19 protein-coding genes and 1 pseudogene are annotated in these 19,806 nt (G+C 65.7%); 11 read left to right on the forward strand and 9 right to left on the reverse strand.

Going from position 1 to position 19,806, the window contains the following annotated elements; genetic code table 11:
* Nucleotides 1-63 precede the first annotated feature (63 nt).
* Nucleotides 64-855, reverse strand: a complete 792-nt coding sequence (locus QDT69_RS23875) for a crotonase/enoyl-CoA hydratase family protein (RefSeq protein ID WP_279708921.1) — start codon at nt 853-855, stop codon at nt 64-66.
* 90 nt (nt 856-945) lie between these two features.
* Between QDT69_RS23875 and QDT69_RS23880 the strand changes: the two genes are divergently transcribed.
* Nucleotides 946-1,542 (forward strand): TetR/AcrR family transcriptional regulator, encoded by a 597-nt coding sequence (locus QDT69_RS23880; RefSeq protein WP_279708922.1) that lies wholly within the window; start codon nt 946-948, stop codon nt 1,540-1,542.
* Nucleotides 1,543-1,701: 159 nt separating this feature from the next.
* The gene (locus tag QDT69_RS23885) at nt 1,702-2,859 is read left to right on the forward strand and encodes a peptidase M15 (RefSeq protein WP_279708923.1); all 1,158 of its coding nucleotides are present in this window, start codon (nt 1,702-1,704) and stop codon (nt 2,857-2,859) included.
* 108 nt (nt 2,860-2,967) lie between these two features.
* Here QDT69_RS23885 and QDT69_RS23890 read toward each other — a convergent pair whose 3' ends face one another.
* Nucleotides 2,968-3,642: an HAD family phosphatase gene (locus QDT69_RS23890; RefSeq protein ID WP_279708989.1), complete on the reverse strand. Its 675-nt coding sequence runs from the start codon at nt 3,640-3,642 to the stop codon at nt 2,968-2,970.
* Between the two features lie 327 nt (nt 3,643-3,969).
* On the opposite strand from QDT69_RS23890, the gene QDT69_RS23900 reads away from it, so the two are divergent.
* Nucleotides 3,970-5,547, forward strand: coding sequence for a DUF1800 family protein (locus tag QDT69_RS23900; protein ID WP_279708924.1), 1,578 nt, complete (start codon nt 3,970-3,972; stop codon nt 5,545-5,547).
* Nucleotides 5,544-6,773 (forward strand): DUF1501 domain-containing protein, encoded by a 1,230-nt coding sequence (locus tag QDT69_RS23905; RefSeq protein ID WP_279708925.1) that lies wholly within the window; start codon nt 5,544-5,546, stop codon nt 6,771-6,773. Before QDT69_RS23900 ends, QDT69_RS23905 begins: the two co-directional genes overlap by 4 nt.
* A gap of 179 nt (nt 6,774-6,952) precedes the next feature.
* Here QDT69_RS23905 and QDT69_RS23910 read toward each other — a convergent pair whose 3' ends face one another.
* The 3 genes and pseudogenes from QDT69_RS23910 to QDT69_RS23920 form a co-directional block, all read right to left on the reverse strand.
* Nucleotides 6,953-7,891 (reverse strand): aldo/keto reductase, encoded by a 939-nt coding sequence (locus QDT69_RS23910; protein ID WP_279708926.1) that lies wholly within the window; start codon nt 7,889-7,891, stop codon nt 6,953-6,955.
* Between the two features lie 310 nt (nt 7,892-8,201).
* A pseudogene (locus QDT69_RS23915) lies at nt 8,202-8,662 on the reverse strand (GNAT family N-acetyltransferase).
* A gap of 157 nt (nt 8,663-8,819) precedes the next feature.
* A complete protein-coding gene (locus tag QDT69_RS23920; protein ID WP_279708927.1) occupies nt 8,820-9,635 on the reverse strand; it encodes a PAS-domain containing protein in 816 nt (271 codons plus the stop codon).
* Nucleotides 9,636-9,846: 211 nt separating this feature from the next.
* On the opposite strand from QDT69_RS23920, the gene QDT69_RS23925 reads away from it, so the two are divergent.
* On the forward strand, nt 9,847-10,200 hold the full coding sequence (locus QDT69_RS23925) for a DMT family protein (RefSeq protein ID WP_279708928.1): 354 nt from the start codon (nt 9,847-9,849) through the stop codon (nt 10,198-10,200).
* Nucleotides 10,201-10,258: 58 nt separating this feature from the next.
* Here the strand turns inward: QDT69_RS23925 and QDT69_RS23930 are convergent, their stop codons facing one another.
* The 3 genes from QDT69_RS23930 to QDT69_RS23940 all read right to left on the reverse strand — a co-directional run bounded on the left by QDT69_RS23930 (nt 10,259) and on the right by QDT69_RS23940 (nt 11,485).
* The gene (locus QDT69_RS23930) at nt 10,259-10,414 is read right to left on the reverse strand and encodes a hypothetical protein (protein WP_167529441.1); all 156 of its coding nucleotides are present in this window, start codon (nt 10,412-10,414) and stop codon (nt 10,259-10,261) included.
* 61 nt (nt 10,415-10,475) lie between these two features.
* Nucleotides 10,476-10,652 (reverse strand): hypothetical protein, encoded by a 177-nt coding sequence (locus tag QDT69_RS23935; RefSeq protein ID WP_279708929.1) that lies wholly within the window; start codon nt 10,650-10,652, stop codon nt 10,476-10,478.
* 179 nt (nt 10,653-10,831) lie between these two features.
* Complete coding sequence (locus QDT69_RS23940; RefSeq protein ID WP_279708930.1) at nt 10,832-11,485, reverse strand: glutathione S-transferase family protein; 654 nt, start codon at nt 11,483-11,485, stop codon at nt 10,832-10,834.
* A 575-nt stretch (nt 11,486-12,060) separates the two neighbouring features.
* Here QDT69_RS23940 and QDT69_RS23945 point away from each other — a divergent pair.
* The 3 genes from QDT69_RS23945 to QDT69_RS23955 all read left to right on the forward strand — a co-directional run bounded on the left by QDT69_RS23945 (nt 12,061) and on the right by QDT69_RS23955 (nt 14,851).
* Complete coding sequence (locus QDT69_RS23945; RefSeq protein WP_279708932.1) at nt 12,061-13,263, forward strand: pyridoxal phosphate-dependent aminotransferase; 1,203 nt, start codon at nt 12,061-12,063, stop codon at nt 13,261-13,263.
* Nucleotides 13,264-13,522: 259 nt separating this feature from the next.
* Nucleotides 13,523-14,047 (forward strand): DUF992 domain-containing protein, encoded by a 525-nt coding sequence (locus QDT69_RS23950; RefSeq protein ID WP_050423222.1) that lies wholly within the window; start codon nt 13,523-13,525, stop codon nt 14,045-14,047.
* Nucleotides 14,048-14,368: 321 nt separating this feature from the next.
* A complete protein-coding gene (locus tag QDT69_RS23955; RefSeq protein ID WP_279708933.1) occupies nt 14,369-14,851 on the forward strand; it encodes a DUF992 domain-containing protein in 483 nt (160 codons plus the stop codon).
* Here the strand turns inward: QDT69_RS23955 and QDT69_RS23960 are convergent.
* Nucleotides 14,848-15,780, reverse strand: coding sequence for an alpha/beta hydrolase (locus tag QDT69_RS23960; protein ID WP_279708934.1), 933 nt, complete (start codon nt 15,778-15,780; stop codon nt 14,848-14,850). The two genes, QDT69_RS23955 and QDT69_RS23960, sit on opposite strands and share 4 nt — an antisense overlap.
* Before the next feature lie 124 nt (nt 15,781-15,904).
* On the opposite strand from QDT69_RS23960, the gene QDT69_RS23965 reads away from it, so the two are divergent.
* The 3 genes from QDT69_RS23965 to QDT69_RS23975 all read left to right on the forward strand — a co-directional run bounded on the left by QDT69_RS23965 (nt 15,905) and on the right by QDT69_RS23975 (nt 19,774).
* On the forward strand, nt 15,905-16,813 hold the full coding sequence (locus QDT69_RS23965; RefSeq protein ID WP_279708935.1) for a LysR substrate-binding domain-containing protein: 909 nt from the start codon (nt 15,905-15,907) through the stop codon (nt 16,811-16,813).
* A 179-nt stretch (nt 16,814-16,992) separates the two neighbouring features.
* The gene (locus QDT69_RS23970) at nt 16,993-19,041 is read left to right on the forward strand and encodes an elongation factor G (protein WP_279708936.1); all 2,049 of its coding nucleotides are present in this window, start codon (nt 16,993-16,995) and stop codon (nt 19,039-19,041) included.
* A gap of 91 nt (nt 19,042-19,132) precedes the next feature.
* Nucleotides 19,133-19,774 carry a DUF1275 family protein gene (locus QDT69_RS23975; protein WP_279708937.1) on the forward strand — a complete coding sequence of 214 codons (642 nt, stop codon included), beginning with the start codon at nt 19,133-19,135 and terminating at the stop codon, nt 19,772-19,774.
* Nucleotides 19,775-19,806: the final 32 nt, after the last annotated feature.

Here is a 19,806-nt window from a genome sequence, read left to right on the forward strand (position 1 = left end):
TTGCGCACCTGTGGTTCGATGCTGCGCATCGCCCCGGAATGACGGATGTAGGACTAGCGCGGGCTACGCCCCGACATACTTCGCAGGCCGCCGCTCTTTCCACGCCGCGAGCCCCTCGGCGAGATCGCGGCTCCGCACCAGCGCGGCGAACTGCTCGCTCTCGACCAATAGCCCCTCGGCAATCGGCATGTTGAGCCCGCGCGTCACCGCGGTGATGGTGCTGGCGACGGCGCCGGGCGAATGCCTGGTGATGCGGCCGGCGAGCTCGCGCGCAGCCGACAACAACTGATCGTGCGGCACGATCTGGTTGATCAGCCCGATCTCGCGCGCATGCTCGGGCGGGAACGGATCGCCCGCCAGCAGCAGCTCCAGTCCGCGCTTGCGGCCCGCCAGCCGCGGCAGCCGCTGCGTGCCGCCGAAGGTCGGGGGCATGCCGAGCTTGATCTCGGGCTTTGCAAACAGCGCGCGATCGCTGGCGATGGCGAGATGCACGGCTTCCGTGATCTCGCAGCCGCCGCCGAAGGCGAGCCCGTTGACCGCCGCGATGACCGGCTTCTTGAACGCCTCGAGCCGTGCGGTCATGGCTTGTCCGCGGCGGACGAAGTCGCGCACCGCGACAGCCGCGCCCTGTTTGGCGCTGTCAGAGAATTCCTTGATGTCGGCGCCTGCCGAGAACGCGCGCTCGCCGGCGCCGGTCAGGATCACGGCGCGTACGCCGGCGTCGCCCTCGATGCGGTCGAGCGCCGCCATCAGCTGATCGATCAGCGCGTAGCTCAGCGCGTTGAGCTGCTCAGGACGGTTCAGGGTGATCAGGGCGATCCCGTCTTTGATTTCGAGCAGGATGGGTTCGGGCATGGTGCAGTCTCCGGCATTCGTGCGTGTCGGAGTGGAATGTAGGGTGAGCTGCAATTTGTGTATATTCACTGGTTAGTATACATACGCTGGATGCCCAGACCCTCCGAGCCGACCCGCGCGCGCATCGTCCAGGCTGCGAGCGCGCTGTTCTACAATGAAGGCATCCGCCGCGTCAGCGTCGACGAGGTCGCCGCCAAGGCCGGCCTGACCAAGCGCACCCTGTATTATCACTTCAAGAGCAAGGACGACCTCGTCGCCGCCTATCTCGCCGCGCGCGATCAGCCGAACCTCGCGCTGTTCCGGACCTGGTTCGCGGAGGCCGAGGGCGGCTTGTCGGCGAAGGTCGAGGCGATCTTCAAGAACCTTGCGCGCTCGGCGCGGCATCCGAAATGGAAGGGCTGCGGGTTCCTGCGCACTTCCGCGGAGCTTGCCAACATGCCCGGCCATCCCGCGATCAGGATCGGCGCCGCGCACAAGAAGAAGTTCGAGGACTGGCTGCGCGCGACCTTCGCGGAGCACGGGGTCGCCGATCCGCTCAAGCTGGCGCGGCAGATCCTGCTGCTGCTGGACGGCTCGTTCGCCGTCGTGCTGCTGCATCGCGATGCCAGTTACATGGAGACCGCCAGCGAGGCCGCGCGCACGCTGATCGAGACGGCGCTGGCGAAGCCGGGGCGAAAACGGGGGTAGGGCGTGAGTTGCATTCGGGCAACATCGTCCGGAAAGATGGGGCGTTAACCTTCATTCGCCATTGCGCGACCACGCCCTGAGCAGATGATCGCATCGTCACATGCTTGCAATCTGGCTCCCGAGGAGCCCGTGGAGGCTGGGATGATGAACTCGCGGCGGGTGCGGGCGGCGGCGTTGGGCGGGACAGTCGTTCTGTCGGGCTGTATTGTCTCGTGGTTTGCGGCGTTCGGTCCGGCTGGCATCGAGAAGATCGGTGCGTCAGTCACCGATGCGTCAGTCACCGGTGCGTCAGTTGATGAGTCCGGCGCACCTGCTGTCGTCGCCGATGCCATATCGGCGACATCACCGGCAACTGCCGCGTCGAACGCTGCCGTCGACGACCCTCATGCACCGGCCATGAGCGAACAGGAAGCGGTGGCGACCGCCCATGCTGCGCCGACCGTGCACGAGACGGAACCTGTCGTCGAGGCCGCGTTGACCGATCCGGCGCTGCCGCCGGACATTCAACCGCCGCAGGCGCCGGCAGCGAACACACCGGATCCGGAGCCTCGCGCGGTCAAGCCGGCGGTGGACTCCGTCGAAATCCTCGACGAGTGCTGGGACGTCAACGCCTGCGTCGATCGCTTTCTGTGGGCGCTCTATCAAAGGACGCCCAAGGAAGACACCATCAAGGTGCCTGAGCAGAGGCAGGTGACAGTCAAGAGAAAGAAGAAAATGGTAACGGTCACCAGAACCTTCACCAGGCTCGTCGATGAGGATTTCGCGTGGAAGGACACCAAGGCGGCCGAAAGAGCTGGCATGCCGATGATGGACTACGTCCTGGGAGGCGTCGATCGGAGCTTCAAGCTGAAGCTCTTTCATGCGCTTCTCGCGGCGGAACAGGCCGGCCTGTCGCCCGGCATCACCAGCGCCTTCCGCGATGACTACCGCCAGTCGATTGCAAGCGGGCTGAAGGCGGCCAGCAACAAGTCGTATCACGGCGGCAGCTTCCGTGGCGGCTACGGCCATGGGCTCGCGGCCGACATCGTCAGCGTCGACGGCGCGACACGCGACGAGCGTTGGAGATCGTCGGAAAAGCTCTGGAAATGGGTCGACGCGCACGGCAAGGAGTTTGGCGTCGCGCGCCCCTATCTCGATTTTGACCCGCCCCATCTGGCGCCGATCGATGGCAAGGAATATGCCGATCACCGCGGTGGCGGCAAGACGCGGCAGGCGGCGCTGGACGCGAAGACGCGCGGCCGCCACGCGGCGCACGACAATCGCGCCGCGGTGAAACGCGCAAAGACCGCGAAGTCATCGAAGGTGCGAACGACCTGAGCGGGCTCGCGATGGTGCGTATGGTGGGTTAGCCCACCGGATCTCCGCAAAAAGCACGGTCCGATGGCGGCTCCGGCGTAATCCGCCAGCGTGGTACCCGAACTGCGCTTAAAGCGCGCCGCGCTCCTGCAACAGCGCCAGCACCGCGTTGAGGTCGGGCAGCACGGCTGCGCATTTCGCGCGGGTCTCTTCTGTCGGCGGCGCCATATCGGGGACCATCAATGTGATCGCGCCGGCGGCATGCGCGGCGGCGACGCCGTGGTTGGAGTCTTCCACCGCGATGCAGGCTGCCGGCGTCACACCAAGCCGCGCGGCGGCCTTGAGATAGAGCGCCGGATCCGGCTTGCCATGCGTCACGTCGTCAAGTGTCAACAGCGTGTCGAAACGATCGCGGATCCCGGCGAGGGTGAGATGGCGCTCGGCCGTGCGGCGCGATGACGAGGTCACGATCGCGGTCCGGCAGTCGTCGGCGGCAAGGCCGTCGAGCAGCTCGATCGTACCGGGCTTGAGCGGCAGGCCGGCGTTGAACATGCGATCGCGGGTAACGATGAAGGCGCGATTGACCTCGGCAAGCGGAAACGCTGTGCCGTAATGATCGCGCAGCATCGCCTCGCAGGCCGGGCCGGGGAGGCCGACCATCGAATGGCACAGCGCAACGACGTCGTCGGTGTAGCCGCATGCATTGAGCGCCGCGACCAGACTCTTGAAGTAAACCTTCTCGGTGTCGAGCAGCGTGCCGTCCATGTCGAGCAGGACAGCGTCGACGGTCCAGGGTGCGTTCAATTGTATGTTCACTTGCCGCTCGCTGCGGCTTGTTGTTCCGCCAGTTTCCGCAAGCAGGTCGGGCACAGGCAGTCGGCGCTGTCGGTTGGCATCGGCAGACGAAAGCTCTCGTCGGAACACCAGCACGATTCCGTGAGCGAGCAGGAGAATTCGCTGCCGCAGGCCGTGCAGGCAAGCCGGCGCGGTGATGCTTGTTCGGAACGATCGCTTGACGAGAGGTCCATTTCTAACCGCGATTTAATGCGCGAATTAATCTCGGGTTCATCCCGGACCGCGCTATGATGCCGGCAACTGATATAGCCGGGATAGGCCGTTAAGGGAATTCTGATGGCCCGTGATTCGCAAGCCGCGCTGATTGCGCTCAACCGGTTTGGATTCGGCGCCCGCGGCGGGGCGTCCGGCGACTTCATCAACGCAGCCTCCGATCCGCGCGGTTTCGTGCTGGCGGAACTGGCGCGCCCGAACGGCGCGCTGCTCGAAGTGCCGGGCCTGCTCTCGACGCCGGAGCTCGGCAAGCAGGTGTTCGACTATCAGTTCGAGATCCAGCAGGCGCGCAACGCCGCGAAGGCTGCGCAGCAAGGTGCGAGCGAGACGCCGCCGCAGGACGCGAAGCCGCAGCCGCGGCACAATCTGTCGCTGTCGACAGCCGCCAAGGAGATCGCTGGGAAGGATCCGGCGATGCAGCCGCAGGCCGCCGATGGTGCCAATGCGGCGATGACGCCGTCCGCGACGATGCAGCCTTCGACGATGCAGCCAGTGGCTGGTCCGCCGAAGCCGCCGGCGCAGCCGCTCAACATCATCCAGAAGACCTTTCGCGCCGAGGCGCTGGCGCGGCTGCAGCGCGGCGTGGTCGCCGATTGCGGCTTCGTCGAGCGGCTGGTGGTGTTCTGGTCCAACCATTTCTGCATCTCAGCCAACAAGGGCGCGCTGGCGCGGATGTGGGCCGGCTCGTTCGAGCGCGAGGCGATCCGCCCCCACGTGCTCGGCCGTTTCTCAGACATGCTGAAAGCCGTCGAGCAGCATCCGGCGATGCTGTTCTTCCTCGACAACCAGCAATCGCTCGGACCGGAGTCGCGCGCCGGCATCAACCGCAATCGCGGCCTGAACGAGAACCTCGCGCGCGAGATCATGGAGCTGCATACGCTCGGCGTCGGCGGCGGCTACACCCAGAACGACGTGACGGCGCTGGCGCGCGTCATCACCGGCTGGACCTTCGCCGGCCGCCGTGGCCAGCTCGGCACGCCCGGCAGCTTCGTGTTCAACGCCAATGCACACCAGCCGGGGCCGCAGCAGGTGCTGGGCAAGACCTATGCGCAGGCCGGCATCGCGCAGGGCGAGGCGGTGCTGTCCGACATCGCGCGCCATCCCTCGACCGCGAAGTTCATCGCAACCAAGTTCGTCCGTCACTTCGTCGCCGACGATCCGCCGCCGGCGCTGGTGGCTAGGCTGCAGGACAGCTTCACGAGGACGGACGGCGATCTCAGGGCCCTCACCACCGCGCTCGTTCAGTCGAACGAGGCGTGGCAGGCGCCGCTGACGAAGATGCGCTCGCCTTACGAATTCCTGCTCGCCTCCGGCCGGCTGCTGGCGCGCAATCCCGAGGACCCGGGCCGTTATCTGAACGGCCTCAATTTGCTCGGCCAGCCGCTGTGGTCGCCGGCCGGGCCGAACGGTTTCCCGGACACTGCGGCGGCATGGGCGGCGCCTGAAGGCATCAAGCTCAGGCTCGACATTTCGGCGCAGCTCGCCTCCCAGCTCGCCGACCGGTTCGACCCGCGCGACCTGCTCGAACTGGTTGCCGCGGATGCCGCCGCGCCGGAGACGCGGCGCACCATCGAGCGCGCTGAATCGCGGCAGCAGGCGCTGGCGCTGCTGTTGATGTCGCCGGAATTCCAGAGGAGATGACGATGGATTGCTCCGAGAGCCTGACGATGCAGGCGACGTCGCGGCGCGCGCTGCTGCTCGGCGGCGCCTCGTTCGCGGCCTGGGCCTACTTGCCGAAATTCGCGCGCGCCGCCGATGGCCGCGATCCGCGCTTCGTCACCATCATCCTGCGCGGCGCGCTCGATGGCCTGGCCACCGTTGCGCCGATCGGCGACCCCGATTATGCCGGCCTGCATGGCGCGATTGCGCTGAAGGCCGATGGCCCGAACGCGGCGGTGATGCTCGATCCGTTCTTCGGGCTGCATCCGGCGATGCCGGAATTCGCGCGGATGTATCGCGCCAAGCAGGCCGCGGTGGTGCATGCGGTGGCGACCTCCTATCGCGACCGCTCGCATTTCGATGGCCAGGATGTGCTGGAGAGCGGCTTCCCCGGTCCCGGCCGCGTGCAATCCGGCTGGCTCAACCGCGCGCTCGAAGCATTGCCGAAGGGCGAACGGGTGACGAGTGCGCTCGCGGTCGGCCCGACCACGCCGCTGGTGTTGCGTGGCACAGCGCCAACCGTCGGCTGGGCGCCGACCGCGCTGCCGCAGGCCGCCGACGACACCGCGATGCGGCTGCTCGATCTCTATCAGCATCGCGATCCGACGCTCGCGAGCGCACTGACGCAGGGCTTGCAGCTGGAGAAGCAGGCGCAGGGCGACGAGATGAAGCCGAAGCCCGGCGGCGGCGGCGTGGCGGCGATGCGGCTGGTGGCGCGCGGCGCCGCCAAGCTGATGGCGGCCGATGACGGCCCGCGGATCGGCGCGCTCGCCTTCGACGGCTGGGATACCCATGCCAATGAGGGCGGTCCGGTCGGCCGGCTTGCGCAACTGCTCGGCGGTCTCGACGGCGCGCTGGCCGAATTCCAGAGCGGTCTCGGCGCGCGCTGGCGCGACACCGTGATCGTGGTCGCCACCGAGTTCGGCCGCACCGCGCGCATCAACGGCACCGAGGGCACCGACCACGGCACCGGCACCATCGCGCTGCTCGCCGGCGGCGCCGTCAATGGCGGCCGCATGATCACCGATTGGCCGGGCCTGAAGGTAGCTAATCTCTACCAGGCCCGCGACCTCGCCCCGACCACTGACCTCCGCGCCGTGATCAAGGGCGTGCTGCACGATCAGTTCGGCCTCGGCGAGCGCGTGCTGGCGGAGACGGTGTTTCCGGACAGCGCGCCGGCGAAGCCGATGAAGGGGTTGGTGGTGTAAGGGCCAACCCCAATCACTGCGTCGTCCCGGCCAAGCGAAGCGCGAGCCGGGACCCATAACCACCGTTCTTCGTGTTGGAGCACGCTGGGGCCCCAGCACAGCGCAACCACGCTCATTTGTGGTTATGGGTCCCTGCTTTCGCAGGGACGACAGTTGTTTTGGTTGCTTTAGTCGGCCTGCTACTTCGTAATCCGATCGATCTCCGCCATCTCCTCCGCGCTCAGCTTCCAGCCGATCGCCTTGACGTTCTGCTCGATCTGCTCGGGGCGCGTGGCGCCGGCGATGACGCTTGCGACTTGCGGGCGGGCGGCGAGCCAGGAGAAGGCGAGCTCGAGCATGGTGTGGCCGCGCTCGCTCGCGAAGGCCTGCAGCTTCTCGACGATGTCCTCGTTGCGCGGCGTGACGTAGCGATCCTTCAGGGCCGGCGCCTTGGCGAAGCGGGTGTCGGCGGGCGCAGCGGCGCCGCGCTGGTACTTGCCGGTCAAGAGGCCGCTGGCGAGCGGGAAGAACGGCAGCAGGCCGAGATTGTACTGCTGCGCCGCCGGCAGCAGGTCCTTCTCGATGCCGCGCACCACGAGGCTGTATTCGTCCTGGCAGGACACGAAGCGGTTCACGTTCATCTCGCGCGCGACATACTCCGCCTCGGCGATCCGCCACGCCGGGAAGTTGGAGTTGCCGATATAACGCACCTTGCCCTGGCGCACGAGATCGTCGAGCGCGCGCAGCGTCTCGTCGATCGGCGTCAGCGGATCGTAATCGTGCTGCTGGTAGAGATCGATGTAGTCGGTCTTCAGGCGGGTGAGGCTCGCCTCAACCGCGGACATGATGTAGCGCCGCGAGGCGCCTTGCCTGGTGCCGTCGGTCGCCATCGGTTTTGAGAATTTGGTGGCGAGCACGATGTCCTTGCGGCGATCGCCCAGCACGGTGCCGAGGACGGTTTCCGAGCCGCCCATGCCCGCATAGATGTCGGCGGTGTCGAACAGGGTGATGCCGAGATCGATCGCCTTGTGGATCACCTTGCGCGAGGTTTCCAGATCGGTGCGCTGGCCGAAATTGTTGCAGCCGATGCCGACTGCGGATACGCGCAGGCCGGAGCCGCCGAGATTACGAATTTCCATGAGACAATCCTGTGGGATAGGCGAGGGAGTGCGCGGATTGTGACGCGCACGACGCAGGCCGGCAAGGTGCCGCCCTACCGCCGGTCACGCATGGCAATGTCGCGACAAATGCAGTGTCACAAAACATGCGGCGTCGCAAAGGACGCGGTGTCACAAAAAAAGCGGTCCCGGTCAGACGCGGCGACTGACGGGGACCGCTCGGGGCGAAGATCTGAGACGGGGGGCCTGATCTTACGCGAGCGGAAGCGTAGCCGGGCTTTGTAACGTGCCGGTGACACCTCTGTGCAATCCACAGGGTGCGAATGTGCGCTCAGAGAATCTTGCGATAGATGACGAAGCCGGGCTTGTCCGCGACCTTGTCATAAAGCTGCATTGCGGTGTGGTTGGTCTCATGCGTCTGCCAGTAGACGCGCGGCGATCCCGCGAGCCTGGCCTGCGTGTAGACGCCGTTGATCAAGGCACGACCGACGCCCTTGCCGCGCGCCGCATTGCTGGTGAAGAGATCCTGCAAATAGCAGGTCGGCGCGATCGCGGTGGTCGAGCGGTGAAACAGATAATGCGTCAGCCCGACCAGCCTGCCGCCGGCCTCGGCGACCAGCGCATGCATCGGTTCATAGGCATCAAAGAAGCGCTCCCACGCATCGCGGTGATCTCGGGCGCGAGCGCGGTCGGTCCGGACCGTTCGTAGAAGGCGTTGTAGCCGTCCCACAGCGGAAGCCACTGGGCGTAATCGTCGCGCGTGACGAAGCGGATGGTGACGTCGTTGGACATGAGCGATCCCTGGATGATCCCGCGTGATGCGATGTCTGCGCATCGCCTCGCAACGTTCTAGAGCATGATCCGGAAAAGTGTGAAGCGGTTTTCCGAAGAGATCATGCCCAAAAGTGGCGTCGCTATCTCGCGGGATCAATTGCGGCGCGGTCGCGGCTCACTCGGCGGCGCGCATCAGCCTTGCGAGATGGCGCTCGCGGCCGGCGCGCTGCGCCCGGTATTCGTCGGCGCGGGCGGGATCGTCGGTGTGCCGCACGAGGTCGGTGACCGGCGTATAGCTCAGCATGCGGCCGCCGTCGGGCAGCGCCGTGCAACTGAAGCGCAGCACCTGGCCGTCGGCGAGATCGAGATTGATCGGCGTGGAATCGCCTGCGCGCATCATCTCGATGCGCTTGGTGACGAACGCGCTCATCTCGTCTTCCGGCAATCGATAGGCGCCGGTGTCGCGGCCGTGATACATCAGCGCGACGAAGGGCGGCTTGCTGTCGGCCTGGGCATCGGACAGCGCGAAATAGTCGCGGAAGGCACGGTTGATGAATTCGGCGCGGGTGTCGGCGTCGAGCAGCACGATGCCGATGTCGACCTGGTCGAGCGCAGCGGCGAGCCGCTCCGAGGTGGCGTGGTGCTGCTGGTCCGCGGCAAAGGCGTCGATCCATTTCTGCCGCAGCATTCCGGTGATCAGGGCGGTGCCGGCTGTGGTTGCCGCCAGCAGCAGCATCCGCGCGACGTCGGCTGCGTCGTAACCGGGCAGCGCGCGATGGTCGAGGAAGAACAGCGCCGAGCCGGCCACCGCGATCGCGGCGGAGATCAGCCCGGAGGTGATGCCGCTGATCGAGCTGGCCAGCGCCACGATGCAGACGAACAGCGGCGCCGGATTGGGGACGGTGACCACGAGGCGATCGATCAAGAAGGCGGCGAGCGCAATGATCGCCGTCAGCGCAGGACCTGAAATTGCACGCCAGTCGAACCGCATGCGCGTTCTCGCTATGTGTCGAACAAACGATAAAGCCGCAGTTTGACGACAGAGCCGCAACGGCGCCGGGATTTCCGCCCCGACCGTTAAGCGGCCCTTGCGTGGTCCGAACCAGCTTTCGCTGCTTTCAAATCAAATGATATGGAGATCGGCATGGAACCCGGTTCCGTGCCTGCGGGTTACCGGGTGCTTTGCTTGCAAGAGGACATCGATGCCCGCCATTTCACCTTCGCTGCTGCCGATCCTGATGCTGTTCGCCTCGAACGTCTTCATGACCTTCGCCTGGTACGGCCACCTCAAGTTCAAGGATCATTCGCTCCCCATCGTCATCATGGTGAGCTGGGGCATCGCGTTCTTCGAATACTGGCTGGCGGTGCCGGCCAATCGCTGGGGCAGCGAGGTCTACAGCGCGGCGCAGCTCAAGACCATGCAGGAGGTGATCACGCTGGTCGTGTTCGCAGCCTTCTCGGTGCTGTACCTGAAGGAGCCGCTGGGCTGGAATCACGTGCTCGGTTTCGCCTTCATCGCCGCCGGTGCGTTCTTCATCTTCCACAAATGGAGCTAGAGCATGATCCGGAAAAGTGCGAAGCGGTTTTCCGAAAAGATGATGTTCAAAAAAGATCTTAGTGGCGCGGCGCCTGCTTGGCTGCAGGCGTCGTGACGTGCGCGGGGTGCGCGCGGTCTTCGCCCTGCGTGCCGGTCACGATCAGGAGCGATGCCGCCAGCAGGATCGCCGCCGACAGCGTCACGGTCACCAGTCCGACGGGGGTCTTCATCATGTCGCGCCGCTGTCTCTCCCGCGCCTTGCCGCGGATAAGGTGCCAAATCGAAATTGCTTGATTACGCCGGGATCGGTGTTGCCATGCTGATGTTGCTCGACAGCACCGTCACGGCGACGACCAGGCACAGCGTCAGCGCGCCGAGCGCGAGCGACGCTGCGATCGCGTTGGTCAGCCGGGATGATGCCACCGGGGCAGGGCGGCCATGGAAGCCTGCCGTGCCGGACCACCGTTTCATGGTCTAAATCCCTCAGGCCGCGAGCGAATCACTCGCGACATCCGAGTGAATCTGCCGACCGTCACCGGCAACATTGCGGCGGCGGCGCCCTCTGAAAGCGGCGAAAATGCGGCCTATGCGGGTGTTTTGCCCGCAATTTGGGCAATTTCCCCGCTATTCCCGGAATTCAGACCCGTTGTTCAAACGCCTGCCACGAGGCGGGCCCGAGGCTCGGCTTCGGGACCCGGCTGCCAATCCATCGAGACAAATCCGGGGGTCTGCTCGACCCGTTTCAGCCAGGCCCGGATCGACGGAAAGGTCGTCAGGTCGAAGTCGCAGCGATCGGCGACGTGGGTGTAGCCGTAGAGGGCGATGTCGGCGACGGTGAACTGCTCGGCGGCAAAAAACGTGTGGTTCTTGAGGTGATTTTCCATCACCTGCAGCGCCGCATAACCGCGCTCCATCCAGTCCTCCAGCGCGTGCGTTTGCAGGTCGCGCCCGCCCTTGACCAGCGACAGCCAGAAATAGGCGGCGCCGATATTCGGCTCCAGCGCGTGCTGTTCGAAGAACATCCACTGCAGCGCCTCGGCGCGCTCGATCCGCGACTCCGGCGCCAGCGGCGTGCCGATCGCAACATACCAGAGGATGGCGTTCGACTCGGCGAGATGGCGGCCTTCGGCGACCTCGAGCAACGGCACTTGGCCGCTCGGATTCTTGGCCAGGAATTCCGGGGTCCGGCTCTCGCCGCGCAGGATGTCGATCTCGATCGCCTCGTACGGCGTGTTCAGCACGGCAAGCGCCAGCCGGACCTTGTAGCTGTTGCCGGAGCGCTGCATCGAATAGAGCTTGTACATTGCGTCGGGGTTCACTCGATCAGGAAGACGGACTGCATGAGACGGTACGCTTGAAATCTGCGCGGCCTGTCACACCGCAACGCCGCTAAACAATGATGCCGACAGGGGTGCGTCGCAAGCCCTGCAATGTGGAAAAAGTCGAAACGTCTACCGCACTGCACGCGTGCAGAACGATTCCATCAACACGGCAGAACAACTCGGATCACGCCTCTGCGACGTTGTGCACGGTGCCGGTCGATGCCACCTGTGGCCGTGGCCGACCTGCTGCAATTCAGAAACGTTAACGCGGCATCCGGATCGCCGCGCGGCACATTGTCCTCGGAGCAATCCGCGCTGGAGCACGAGGCCGGAAGCCTTGCCGGCTAGGCTGAAGCGGCCGTGACAGGGCTTGCCGGATATGAGTCATTTGGCGGCGGAACTTGCGGAATATTGCGCATGTCGCGCGCCATGCGGGAAAGTTTTCGTGCTTTGCCGCCAAGCTTCTTGCGATGCAGCGGCGACAGGCCTAGGGTGCCGCGATCCCATTCAAATCAAGTCGTGGCCGAACGGCTCACGACGTTTGCCAGGAGATGATAATGGCCTTCCTGTCCGCTGCGCTCGACCGTGTGAAGCCGTCCGCGACGATCGCGGTCACGGACAAAGCACGCGCGCTGAAAGCCGCGGGCCGCAACGTCATCGGCCTCGGCGCCGGCGAGCCTGACTTCGACACGCCCGCCAACATCAAGCTGGCTGCGATCCACGCGATCGAGGCCGGCAAGACCAAGTACACCGATGTCGGCGGCATTCCGGAGCTCAAGGAAGCCATCATCAACAAGTTCTCGCGCGAGAACGGACTGACCTACAAGCCGAACCAGATCATCGTCGGCACCGGCGGCAAGCAGGTGCTCTACAACGCGCTGATGGCGACCATCAATCCCGGTGACGAGGTGATCATCCCGGCGCCGTATTGGGTCAGCTATCCCGAGATGGTCGCGCTCGCCGGCGGCGAGTCGGTCCCGGTGGTGTGCCCGGCATCGACCGGCTTCAAGCTGCGCCCGGAAGATCTCGAGAAGGCGATCACGCCGAAGACCAAATGGGTGATCCTGTGCTCGCCGTCGAACCCGACCGGCTCGGCCTATACCAGGAGCGAGCTCAAGGCGATCACCGACGTGCTGGTCAAGCATCCGCATGTGTGGGTGATGACCGACGACATGTACGAGCACCTCGTCTATGACGACTTCGTCTTCACCACCGCGGCACAGGTCGAGCCGAGCCTCTACGATCGCACATTGACCGTGAACGGCGTGTCGAAGGCCTACTGCATGACCGGCTGGCGCATCGGCTATGCCGGCGGCCCGGCGCAGCTGATCAAGGCGATGGCGACGATCCAGTCGCAGTCGACCTCGAACCCGTCGTCGATCGCGCAGTGGGCATCGGTCGAGGCGCTCAACGGTCCGCAGGACTTCATTGCCGCGAACAACAAGGTGTTCAAGGAACGCCGCGACCTCGTGGTGTCGATGCTCAATCAGGCGAGCGGCATCGAGTGCCCGCGCCCGGAAGGCGCGTTCTACGTCTATCCGTCCTGCGCCGGCACGATCGGCAAGACCGCGCCGTCGGGCAAGGTGATCGACAACGACGAGGCCTTCGTCACCGAGCTGCTCGAAAGCGAAGGCGTCGCTGTCGTGCAGGGCTCGGCGTTCGGGCTCGGCCCGGCGTTCCGCATCTCCTACGCCACCAGGACCTCGGATCTCGAGGATGCCTGCAAGCGCATCCAGCGCTTCTGCGGTAATCTGCGATAGTCGATTCCGAACCGAGAGACCAAAAAACGCTCCCGCACCAGGTGCGGGAGCGTTTTCGTTGATGCGCTGAGATCGCCTGCCGGTAAAATCGCAGGGTCAAATCACATCACGCTCATCTCACGCGCGTGTGTACGAACATCGATGCCACACGCGGGAAGTTTTTACGGCCTCTTTGCGAACTGCCTTGTTTTGGACACGACCCTTGCTTTCTGTCCGCCGCGCAAATTTGCAATTCAGTTCACCTTGCGGAGACAGACCAATGCGACTTTCGACCCTCACCTTTGCAGCGCTTGCGTTGCTGGCGCCGTTCGCCACCGCCAACGCGGCGCCTCAACAGGTTCAAGCCGGGGTCCTGCAGTGCCAGGGCGGCGAGAATGTCGGCTTCGTCGTCGGCTCTGTCGCCCGCCTCGAATGCGTGTTCCAGAGCGGCGGCCGCCGGCCCGAGCCGTATCTCGCGACCGTGAAGCGGATCGGCGTCGACCTCGGCTTCACCGGGCAGACCCAGCTCGCCTGGGCCGTCAGTGCGCCGACCACGGTGGTGCCGCGCGGTGCGCTTGCCGGCAGCTACGGCGGCGTCGGCGTCAACGCTTCGGTCGGCCTCGGCGCCGGCGGTAACTTCCTGTTCGGTGGCCCGAACAACGCCTATGCGCTGCAGCCGATCAGCGTGCAGGGCCAGACCGGCCTCAACGTCGCGGCCGGCATCGCCGGGATCGATCTCGAGCCGGTCCGCACCAACGGTCCGCGCCGGCATCATCGCCACCACCGTCATCATCACCACCACTAGATTATGTCTTGACGCGTTTTCTTCACGCGAACCGGTATCCACTTCGCTCGAAAACGCTCTAGGCTGGTTGGTGTTCGATCAAAGGGGCCCGCGAAAGCGGGCCTCTTTTTTTGCGGCCTGTTGTTTGCTGTCCATTGCTGACCAAACTTCAGCCCCGAAGGAACATAGCAATAGCGCCACATCCCCCAACAATCGGTGGCTGAGCACCGCAAATTCTGGCCGACCATCCGATGTTATGGCATAGGATGCGAACGGCGCCGCAGACACGGCGCCGTTCTGTTCTCTGCTCGCGTCATGCCTCTCAGCCGGAGACTCCCCAACATGCGTCGCTTCACTCTCCTCGCCGCTGCCGCCATCGCTACGCTGACCGCAATCGTTGGCGCCGACGCCCAACAGCCGAGCCAGCGCGTACAGGTCGGCGTCCTGGAATGCCGCGGTGGCGCGAGCGTCGGCTTCATCGTCGGGTCCGTGACCCATCTCGGCTGCGTGCTGCGCGCCAACGGTTTGCCCGAGGATCGGTACATCGCGACCATCCAGAAGGTCGGCATCGATCTCGGTATCACCCAGGAATCGGCATTGGCCTGGGGCGTCTACGCGCCGGTGGAGCGGCTCGGGCCGGGTGCGCTTTCCGGCAACTATGCCGGTGCGCAGGGCAGCGCGACGCTTGGCGTCGGCGTCGGCGGCAACGTGCTGGTCGGCGGCTCCGACAACACGATCGCGTTGCAGCCGCTCAGCGTGCAGGGCCAGGTTGGCGTCAACATCGCCGCCGGCCTCGAGAGCCTGGAACTGCGTCCGGGGCGCTAACGCCCGCGCGGACCGTTCTCCAATCTGCCGAAGAAGCCGCGGGCTTCTTCGGCAACGATGCCGGGCGCCTCGGCGTGAACATAGTGTCCGGTGTCGACGAACCTGATCGAAGGTTCTCTCCAATAGTCCCCCAGCCTGTCCGACCATTCGGGCGAGATCAGCGGATCGCGGCGGCCCCAGAGAAAGCGCGAGGGCACCTCGATGCGCGGCTGCGCCGGAAGCTTGCCTTCCAGCCAGAGCCGGCGATTGGGCGCGGACGAGAGATACCAGTCGAAGCCGCCCTGGATGTTGCCCGGCTTCATGAAGTTATCGACATAGGCTTCCAGCAGGTCGCCGAACACGGCGGGATCGTCGCCCGACCAATGGTCGAGGAAGTGGCGGAAATAGAGCCGGCATGACTCGCGCGAGTTGCCGACCAGTTGCGCCGCCCATGGCAGCTGCTGGAAGTATTGATACCAGACCTCGATCAGGTGAGCGGGCTCGCCGTAGCGGTGGCCGAGGCCTGGATACGGCGTGCACAGATAGAGCGTACCCGTCAGCCGCTGCGGCTGACGATGCGACATCGCCTGCATGACATAGGCGCCGAGATCGCCGCCGATCACGCCGAAGCGGTCATGACCGAGCGCGTCCATGACCGCGAACATATCCTGCGCGTGGCGCTCCGCGGTCGCGGAGGCATCGGGTCGTGGCGCCGGCTTGCCGGTGTCGCCGCAGCCGCGCAGGTCGGGGGCGATCAGCTCGAAACTATCGCCGAGGCGCAGCATCAGCGGGCGCCACACCAGCCAGAACTCCGGCCAGCCGTGCAGCAGCAGCAGCGGCGGGCCCTTGCCGAAGCGCGCGACGTTGACGCGCAGGCCGCCGATATCGATCTTCTGTTGCGTGATGCCTGCCGCGGCTGCGTCCGCGAAGGCTTTTTCCAGCGCCGTCATTGCGACCTCCTGTGGTTTGCCGCAGGCTGTCCGCGTTGGCGCGTCCGGTCCAATACTCGTTCGATACGGTTGCAGAGCTATTGCGTATGGCTGCCGTCGCCGGCCGCCGTGCTATAGCGGTGGCATGGAATTGCGACACCTCAGATACTTCGTGGCGCTCGGCGAGGAATTGAATTTCACCCGCGCGGCCGAACGCCTGCACATCGCGCAGCCTCCGCTCAGCCAGCAGATCCGTCAGCTCGAGGATGAGCTCGGCGTCACGCTGCTGCAGCGGAATAGCCGCCCTATCAGGCTCACCGAGGCCGGCGAGCTGTTTCTTGCGCGCGCACGCACGGTGCTCGCAAGTTTCGAGAATGCGGTTGCCGACACGCGGCGCGTCGGGCGCGGCCAGGCCGGCAGACTCGGAATCGGATTCGTCGGCTCTGCCATGTTTGCCGGCCTTCCCGACATCGTCGGCGCCTATCGTGACGCCTGTCCCGATGTCGAGCTCGTGCTCGACGAGATGCTGGCGGCGGAGATCGCCGAGGCGCTGCGCCGCCGCCGGATCGATGTCGGCTTCGCACGTCCGGCACTGCTCGCCGAGACGGGGTTTGCCCAACGCCTCCTCCTGGAGGAGCCCTATGTTGCAGCGCTGCCGCGCGCGCATCCTCTCGCGGCGCGGCGCGACATTGCGCTTTCCGAATTGTCCGACGATGCCTTCGTGCTGTATCCGGCACGGCCGGAGCCTTCGGTCACGGGCCTGATCGTGAACGCATGCCAGGCGGCAGGCTTCACGCCGCGGCTGGCGCAGGAGGTTCTGCATCTGCAAACCGCGATCGGTCTGATCGCTGCCGGTGTCGGTGTGTCGCTCGTTCCGGAGGCCGCGGCGCGCGCGCAGACCGGTCGCGGCGTCGCTTACGTTAGCCTTTCCGCACCGGTGGTGACGGCCCCGCTCACGATTGCGTGGCGTGAGGAAGATGCATCGCCTGCCGTGCAGCGCCTGGTCGACATCGCCGCGCGCTGGCACGAGATCGCTCCAGGGGTCGCGCGCTAGGGAACTGGCGCATCGGACGCAATTTTTCCGGAGAGCGGCGGCGCACGGCTCCGCGATCGTAAACGTCCGCGACGCCGCACCGCAGCGACGTTTTCCCGCTTGCCAAATGTCAAACGCAGGCAGAGCATGAACGGTCGCCGACCCAATCATGGGCCGAGCTCCAGCACGAGGAGGCGGCAATGGGACAAGACGTCAGAAGTCCCCGAGGTCCACGGTGCATCGCATTGGTGGGCCCTTTCCAAAGCGGTAAAACCACACTTCTGGAAGCGATCCTGGCGCGCACTGGCGCCATCAAGACTGCCGGCAGCGTCGATGCCGGAACCTCCGTCGGCGATGCCAGCCCCGAGGCGCGTCAACACAAGATGGGCGTAGGCCTGACCGCCGCCACCACCACCTTTATGGGGGACAGCTACACCTTTATCGATTGTCCCGGCTCGATCGAATTCGCGCACGACATGCGTGCCGCGTTACCGGCGGTCGATGCCGCGGTCGTGGTCTGCGAAGCTGACGAGAAGAAGCTGCCGCAGCTGCAAATCATCCTGCGCGAGCTCGAGGAGCTCGGGATTCCCCGTTTCCTGTTCTTGAACAAGATCGACCGCGCCAACAAGCGCGTCCGCGAGACGCTCTCGACGCTGCAGCCGGCGTCGCGCGTGCCGCTGGTGCTGCGCCAGATTCCGATCTGGAACGGCGATCTGATCGAAGGCTTCGTCGACCTCGCGCTGGAGCGCGCCTTCGTCTATCGCGAGCACAAGCCTTCGGAAGTGATGGCGCTGGAGGGCGGCAATCTCGACCGCGAGAAGGAAGCGCGCTTCTCGATGCTGGAAAAGCTCGCCGATCACGACGACGCGCTGATGGAGCAATTGCTGGAGGACATCCAGCCGCCGCGCGATGCCGTGTTCGACGACCTCGCCCGCGAATTGCGTGAAGGGCAAATCTGTCCAGTGCTGCTTGGTGCCGCGAGCCGCGGGAACGGCGTGCTTCGCCTGATGAAGGCGCTGCGCCACGAGGCGCCCGGTGTCACTGAGACGGCCAGCCGGCTCGGCATCAAGGACCAGAAGGATGCGCTGGCCTATGTGTTCAAGACCGTGCACCTGCAGCACGGCGGCAAGCTGTCGCTGGCGCGCGTGCTCATGGGCCACCTCGACGACGGCGCGACGCTGCAATCCTCAAGCGGCGACAGCGGACGCGTCTCCGGCATCCTCGCGGTCTCGGGCACCCATGACAGCAAGCGGCCGTCGGCGGAGGCCGGCGACACCGTCGCGCTGGGCAAGCTCGATGCAATCAAGACCGGCGATACGGTCTCGAGCGGCAAGACGGCCCCAACCTCGCTGGCGAAGGTCGAGCCGGCCGCGGCCGTGCTGTCGATCTCGATATCAGCGACCGACCGCAAGGACGACGTCAAGCTCGGCCAGGCGCTGCTGCGGCTGAACGAGGAGGACCCCTCGCTGACGATGATCCAGAACCCGCGCACCCATGACACCGTGCTGTGGGGGCAGGGCGAGATGCATCTGCGCGTCGCCCAGGAACGGCTGAAGGACCGCTACGGCGTCAACGTCAAATCGCATCCGCCGGCGATCGGCTACCAGGAGACCATCCGTAAAGCCATTACCCAGCGCGGCCGGCACAAGAAGCAGTCCGGCGGCCACGGCCAGTTCGGCGATGTGGTGCTCGACATCAAGCCGAAGCCACGCGGCTCGGGCTTCGAATTCCACGAGAAGGTGGTCGGCGGCGCGGTGCCGCGCAACTATATCGGTGCGGTGGAAGAGGGCGTCGTCGACGCGCTGGCGCGCGGCCCGCTCGGTTTCCCGGTGATCGACGTCGACGTCACGCTGACCGACGGCTCCTATCACAGCGTCGATTCCTCCGATCTCGCGTTCCGCACCGCGGCGCGGATCGGGGTCAGCGAAGGGTTGCCGCAGTGCCAGCCCGTGCTGCTCGAGCCGATCCATATGGTCGAGATCGTCTGTCCGACCGACGCCACCGCCAAGGTCAATGCGATCCTGTCGGCGCGCCGCGGCCAGATCCTCGGCTTCGACACCCGCGAGGGCTGGAGCGGCTGGGACTGCGTCCGCGCCACGATGCCGGAATCCGAGATCGGCGACCTCATCGTCGAGCTGCGTTCGGCCACCGCCGGCGCCGGCACCTTCACCCGCCAGTTCGACCGCATGGCCGAAGTGACGGGCCGCGCTGCCGAACAGATCATCGCCGCGCATCGCGACGCGGCGTGATGCTGGCTGTGATCACGCCCCCGCGGGCGTGATCGTTGGCAGGATGGTCCGGGCCAGCTAGCTTGCGTCCCTATGGGGGCGCAAGGACATCATGCTGGAATCCCGCCGTAACCTGGCGCTGGCCTGCGCGCTCAGCGCGCTGGCCGGCTATGTCGATGCCATCGGCTATCTGCAGCTCGGCGGACTGTTCGTCTCCTTCATGAGCGGCAACTCGACGCGGCTCGGTGTGACGCTGGCCGCGGGGCATTGGCAGCATGCGCTGGAGGCGCTGGCGCTGATCGTGCTGTTCGTGGCGGGTGCCGCAGCCGGCAGCCTGGTCGTGCTCAGCCGCATCGCGCATCGCCAGTCCCTCATCCTGCTCGTCGAGGCGCTGCTGCTGGCGGCCGCGGCGTTGGCCTATAACTATGACCTGCCGAACGCCGCCGTCGCGGCCATCGTGCTGGCGATGGGGCTCGAGAACGCCGTGTTCCAGCTTGAAGGCGGGGCCGGGCTGGGCCTCACCTATGTCACCGGGGCGCTGGTCAAGGTCGGCCAGTTGATCGCCGCCGCACTGACCGGCGGCGCAGGCTGGGCCTGGCTGCCCAATTTGTTGCTGTGGGCGGCGCTGGTGGCAGGCGCGCTGGCGGGGGCCGCTGCCTACCACTGGATCAACCTCGCCGCGATCTGGTTCGCCGCGGGCACCGCCTTCATCCTCAGTGCGCTGGTTTTCGCGAACGCGAAGCGGATGGATTGACAGCGCACGTGCCTTGGCCGATGTCACGGTCA

Origin of the sequence: Bradyrhizobium sp. CER78 (assembly GCF_029846235.1) — a bacterium.
Taxonomy (GTDB): Bacteria; Pseudomonadota; Alphaproteobacteria; order Rhizobiales; family Xanthobacteraceae; genus Bradyrhizobium.

What these genes read in the sequence shown, in the direction of transcription:
- QDT69_RS23875 (WP_279708921.1), bottom strand. Translation starts at nt 855, where the DNA reads ATGCCCGAACCCATCCTGCTCGAAATCAAAGACGGGATCGCCCTGATC.
- QDT69_RS23880 (WP_279708922.1), top strand. Translation starts at nt 946, where the DNA reads ATGCCCAGACCCTCCGAGCCGACCCGCGCGCGCATCGTCCAGGCTGCG.
- QDT69_RS23900 (WP_279708924.1), top strand. Translation starts at nt 3,970, where the DNA reads ATGGCCCGTGATTCGCAAGCCGCGCTGATTGCGCTCAACCGGTTTGGA.
- QDT69_RS23905 (WP_279708925.1), top strand. Translation starts at nt 5,544, where the DNA reads ATGACGATGGATTGCTCCGAGAGCCTGACGATGCAGGCGACGTCGCGG.
- QDT69_RS23910 (WP_279708926.1), bottom strand. Translation starts at nt 7,891, where the DNA reads ATGGAAATTCGTAATCTCGGCGGCTCCGGCCTGCGCGTATCCGCAGTC.
- QDT69_RS23920 (WP_279708927.1), bottom strand. Translation starts at nt 9,635, where the DNA reads ATGCGGTTCGACTGGCGTGCAATTTCAGGTCCTGCGCTGACGGCGATC.
- QDT69_RS23925 (WP_279708928.1), top strand. Translation starts at nt 9,847, where the DNA reads ATGCCCGCCATTTCACCTTCGCTGCTGCCGATCCTGATGCTGTTCGCC.
- QDT69_RS23930 (WP_167529441.1), bottom strand. Translation starts at nt 10,414, where the DNA reads ATGATGAAGACCCCCGTCGGACTGGTGACCGTGACGCTGTCGGCGGCG.
- QDT69_RS23935 (WP_279708929.1), bottom strand. Translation starts at nt 10,652, where the DNA reads ATGAAACGGTGGTCCGGCACGGCAGGCTTCCATGGCCGCCCTGCCCCG.
- QDT69_RS23940 (WP_279708930.1), bottom strand. Translation starts at nt 11,485, where the DNA reads ATGTACAAGCTCTATTCGATGCAGCGCTCCGGCAACAGCTACAAGGTC.
- QDT69_RS23945 (WP_279708932.1), top strand. Translation starts at nt 12,061, where the DNA reads ATGGCCTTCCTGTCCGCTGCGCTCGACCGTGTGAAGCCGTCCGCGACG.
- QDT69_RS23950 (WP_050423222.1), top strand. Translation starts at nt 13,523, where the DNA reads ATGCGACTTTCGACCCTCACCTTTGCAGCGCTTGCGTTGCTGGCGCCG.
- QDT69_RS23955 (WP_279708933.1), top strand. Translation starts at nt 14,369, where the DNA reads ATGCGTCGCTTCACTCTCCTCGCCGCTGCCGCCATCGCTACGCTGACC.
- QDT69_RS23960 (WP_279708934.1), bottom strand. Translation starts at nt 15,780, where the DNA reads ATGACGGCGCTGGAAAAAGCCTTCGCGGACGCAGCCGCGGCAGGCATC.
- QDT69_RS23965 (WP_279708935.1), top strand. Translation starts at nt 15,905, where the DNA reads ATGGAATTGCGACACCTCAGATACTTCGTGGCGCTCGGCGAGGAATTG.
- QDT69_RS23970 (WP_279708936.1), top strand. Translation starts at nt 16,993, where the DNA reads ATGGGACAAGACGTCAGAAGTCCCCGAGGTCCACGGTGCATCGCATTG.
- QDT69_RS23975 (WP_279708937.1), top strand. Translation starts at nt 19,133, where the DNA reads ATGCTGGAATCCCGCCGTAACCTGGCGCTGGCCTGCGCGCTCAGCGCG.